This is a genomic window from Flavonifractor plautii ATCC 29863 (genome assembly GCF_000239295.1).
Taxonomy (GTDB): domain Bacteria; phylum Bacillota; class Clostridia; order Oscillospirales; family Oscillospiraceae; genus Flavonifractor; species Flavonifractor plautii.
Window position 1 is genome coordinate 1 of sequence record NZ_JH417754.1, and the last position, 3,707, is coordinate 3,707.

Genomic DNA, 3,707 nt, shown 5'->3' on the forward strand with positions numbered 1-3,707 from the left:
GGCGAGGGGAATTCCCCCGCCCGCCGCTTTTTGCCGCTTACCTCGATGGAAATGTGTATAGTATATATTTCGTAAAGAGAGACGGCCGTGCTGCTGTAGAATGGAAGGAGGCGGCCTCTGGACGGCTTTAGGAGCAGATGCGCTCCAGGAGGGCCGTCAGCTCCTCCGCCTGTTCCGGGGAGGCGGAATAGCGCCGGTTGTCCTGGTAGACGCACCCCTGGCTGTCCACGCCGAAGGTGCGCCCCTCCTCTGCCGGGGCGGAATAGACCGTGACGGTATAGGCGGCGGGGGAGACGGGGACGCCGCCGTCGGTGAGCCCGTCATAGCGCAGCCGGGTGTCCGCCAGCAGGGAGGACAGCTCCGCCAGCAGAGCAGGCTCGCTGCTCTCGTGGGAGCCATGCCCGCCGCCGTCGCTGTGTTCCACCACTGCCTGCCGGAGGGACGCGCCCTCCGCCACGCTGATCCGCTCCCCCAGGGAGGCTGGGCGGAGAAACCGGAGGGCGGCCCCCAGCCCGAGCGTCAGTGCGGCGGCCAGCACCAGCACCGGCCAGAGATACTTCCATTGCACGCCCACGTCCTACACCTCCCCGCAGACGGCGGAAACCAGCTCGGAGAGGGGCTCCGACTGGGTGGAGCGGAGCGCGTAAATCCGGTCCCCGATGTAGATGGCGTTGGTTGTAAGGTTGTAGTCAAAGGAGCAGATGATGTTATCCTCACCGATGATGACGATCTTACACATGCCGTCCAGGGGGGCGGTGGAGCTCCGCCGGACCAGACGGAGCCGGGCGGTGTCCACTAGCAGCTCCATCTGCTCCAGCAGGGCGGGGGCGTACGCCTGATATTCATGGGAGGTGCCATTCCCGTCCACCTCATCCAGGCGCACCACAACCACCACCTTGGGCTCCAGTCCGGTGCGGGCGTCCGCCGCCTCCGCCAGCGAGACCGGGCGGTACGCCCACAGGGTGACCGCCAGCAGGGCGGCCATCAGCACGGCCAGGACGATTCCGACGATCTGCATGCGCCTGCTTCCCATGTCCATACACGCTCCCTTCTTTGTCGGCTCCATCTTATCTGGATAAGCGGGAAAAGTCAAGCACACCCCTTGCAAACCGGCCGCTTTTCGATTATAATATCACAGATTATATGCCCGTCGCGGACGAGACAGATCGAAAGAAAGCGTGAGAGATTTGAAATACGATTTTGCCGCCATTGAGCCGAAGTGGCAGAAGAAATGGCAGGAAACCGGAGTCTATCAGACCGGGAATCACAGCGACAAGCCCAAGTTCTACGCCCTGGTGGAGTTCCCCTATCCCTCCGGACAGGGCCTGCATGTGGGCCACGCCCGGCCCTACACCGCCATGGACGTGGTGGCCCGCAAGCGCCGCATGGACGGCTACAATGTGCTCTTCCCCATGGGGTATGACGCCTTCGGCCTGCCCACGGAGAACTACGCCATCAAGAACCACATCCATCCGGCCAAGGTGACCCACGACAACATCGAGAATTTCCGCAGGCAGCTACAGATGCTGGGCTACTCCTTCGACTGGAGCCGGGAGGTCAACACCACCGATCCCAGCTACTACAAGTGGACCCAGTGGATCTTCCTCCAGCTCTATAAGCACGGTCTGGCCTACAAGACCACCATGCCGGTGAACTGGTGTACCTCCTGCAAGTGCGTGCTGGCCAACGAGGAGGTAGTGGAGGGCGTGTGCGAACGCTGCGGCTCCCCCGTTATCCGCAAGGAGAAGAGCCAGTGGATGCTCAAGATCACCGAGTACGCCCAGCGCCTCATCGACGATCTGGACGGGCTGGATTTCATCGAGCGGGTCAAGACCCAGCAGAAGAACTGGATCGGCCGCTCCACCGGCGCCGAGGTCACCTTCCAGGCCACCACCGGCGACGCCATCGTGGTTTACACCACCCGGCCGGACACCCTCTTCGGCGCCACCTATATGGTGCTCTCCCCCGAGCACGAGCTGGTGCGCAAGTGGCTGGAGTCCGGCGCGCTGAAGAACGCCGCCGCCGTCACCGACTACCAGAAGGCCGCCGCCTCCAAGTCCGACTTGGAGCGCACGGAGCTGAACAAGGAGAAGACCGGCGTGTGCCTGGACGGCGTGCGGGGCGTCAACCCAGTCAACGGCAGGGAGATCCCCATCTTCATCTCCGACTACGTGCTCTCCACCTATGGCACCGGCGCCATCATGGCCGTACCCGCCCACGACGACCGGGACTGGGAGTTCGCCAAGAAGTTCGGCTGCGAGATCATCGAGGTGGTCTCCGGTGGTGAGGACGTGCAGCAGGCCGCCTTCACCGCCAAGGACGACACCGGCATCCTGGTCAACTCCGACTTCCTCAACGGCAAGACCGTGAAGGACGCCATCCCCGCCATGATCCAGTGGCTGGAGGAGAAGGGCATCGGCGCGGCCAAGGTCAACTACAAGCTGCGCGACTGGGTCTTCTCCCGCCAGCGGTACTGGGGCGAGCCCATCCCCATGGTGTACTGCGAGAAGTGCGGCTGGCAGCCCCTGCCCGAGGAGCAGCTCCCCCTGCTGCTGCCCGAGGTGGACTCCTACGAGCCCACCGACGACGGCGAGTCCCCCCTGAGCAAAATGACCGACTGGGTGAACACCACCTGCCCCTGCTGCGGCGGCCCCGCCAAGCGGGAGACCGACACCATGCCCCAGTGGGCGGGCTCCTCCTGGTACTTCCTGCGCTATATGGACCCCCACAACGAGAAAGCCCTGGCCGCCAGAGAGGCCCTGGACTACTGGAGCCCCGTGGACTGGTACAACGGCGGCATGGAGCACACCACCCTGCACCTGCTTTACTCCCGCTTCTGGCACAAGTTCCTGTACGACATCGGCGTGGTGCCCACCAAGGAGCCCTACAAAAAGCGTACCTCCCACGGCATGATCCTGGGCGAGGGCGGCGAGAAGATGTCCAAGAGCCGCGGCAACGTCATCAACCCCAACGACGTGGTGGCCCAGTACGGCGCGGACACCATGCGGCTGTATATCATGTTCATCGGCGACTTTGAAAAGGCCGCCGCCTGGAGCGACAACGCCGTCAAGGGCTGCAAGCGCTTCCTTGACCGGGTCTGGAACCTGGCGGAGAACCTCACGGAGGAGGCCGGCTGTTCCAAGGCCAACGAGAGCGCGGTGCACAAGACCATCAAGAAGGTGTCCGACGACATCGAGGCCATGAAGTTCAACACCGCCATCGCCGCCCTGATGGCCCTGGTGAACGACTTCTACCAGAACGGCTGCTCCAAGGGCGACTACGCCGCCCTGCTGCTCATGCTCTCCCCCTTTGCCCCCCACATGGTGGAGGAGCTGTGGGAGACCCTGGGCTTTGCAGCCGAGAAGGGCGGCATGGCCTGCCAGCAGAGCTGGCCCGCCTACGACGCCAGCAAGACCGTGGACGCCGAGGTGAATATGGCCGTGCAGGTGTGCGGCAAGCTCCGCGGCACCATCACCGTCCCCGTGGACAGCGGGGAGGAGGCCGTGGTGGCCGCCGCCCTGGCCGATCCCAAGGTGCAGAAGTTCACCGAGGGCAAGAAGCTGGTCAAGACCATTCTGGTACCCAATAAGCTGGTCAACCTGATTGCGAAGTGAGCTGGTGAGGAGCCGCCGTTTTTCCAGGAACAGTAAAAACAGAATGCTGGAAATCAAAATCCTGTAGGTTTGTCAAACATATTGGACGGTGAA

3 protein-coding genes are annotated in these 3,707 nt (G+C 63.3%); 1 reads left to right on the forward strand and 2 read right to left on the reverse strand.

Going from position 1 to position 3,707, the window contains the following annotated elements:
- Positions 1 to 127: 127 nt before the first annotated feature.
- Together HMPREF0372_RS08855 and HMPREF0372_RS08860 are read right to left on the reverse strand one after the other, a co-directional pair.
- A complete protein-coding gene (locus HMPREF0372_RS08855) occupies positions 128 to 574 on the reverse strand; it encodes a hypothetical protein (protein WP_007491107.1) in 447 nt (148 codons plus the stop codon).
- A 3-nt stretch (positions 575 to 577) separates the two neighbouring features.
- Positions 578 to 1,039, reverse strand: coding sequence for a hypothetical protein (locus HMPREF0372_RS08860; protein ID WP_080568023.1), 462 nt, complete (start codon positions 1,037 to 1,039; stop codon positions 578 to 580).
- A gap of 148 nt (positions 1,040 to 1,187) precedes the next feature.
- On the opposite strand from HMPREF0372_RS08860, the gene leuS reads away from it, so the two are divergent.
- On the forward strand, positions 1,188 to 3,614 hold the full coding sequence (gene leuS / locus HMPREF0372_RS08865) for a leucine--tRNA ligase (protein WP_007491114.1): 2,427 nt from the start codon (positions 1,188 to 1,190) through the stop codon (positions 3,612 to 3,614).
- Positions 3,615 to 3,707 lie beyond the last annotated feature (93 nt).

Excerpts from the sequence above, each read along its gene's own strand:
- HMPREF0372_RS08860 (WP_080568023.1), bottom strand. The coding sequence starts at position 1,039 with ATGGACATGGGAAGCAGGCGCATGCAGATCGTCGGAATCGTCCTGGCC.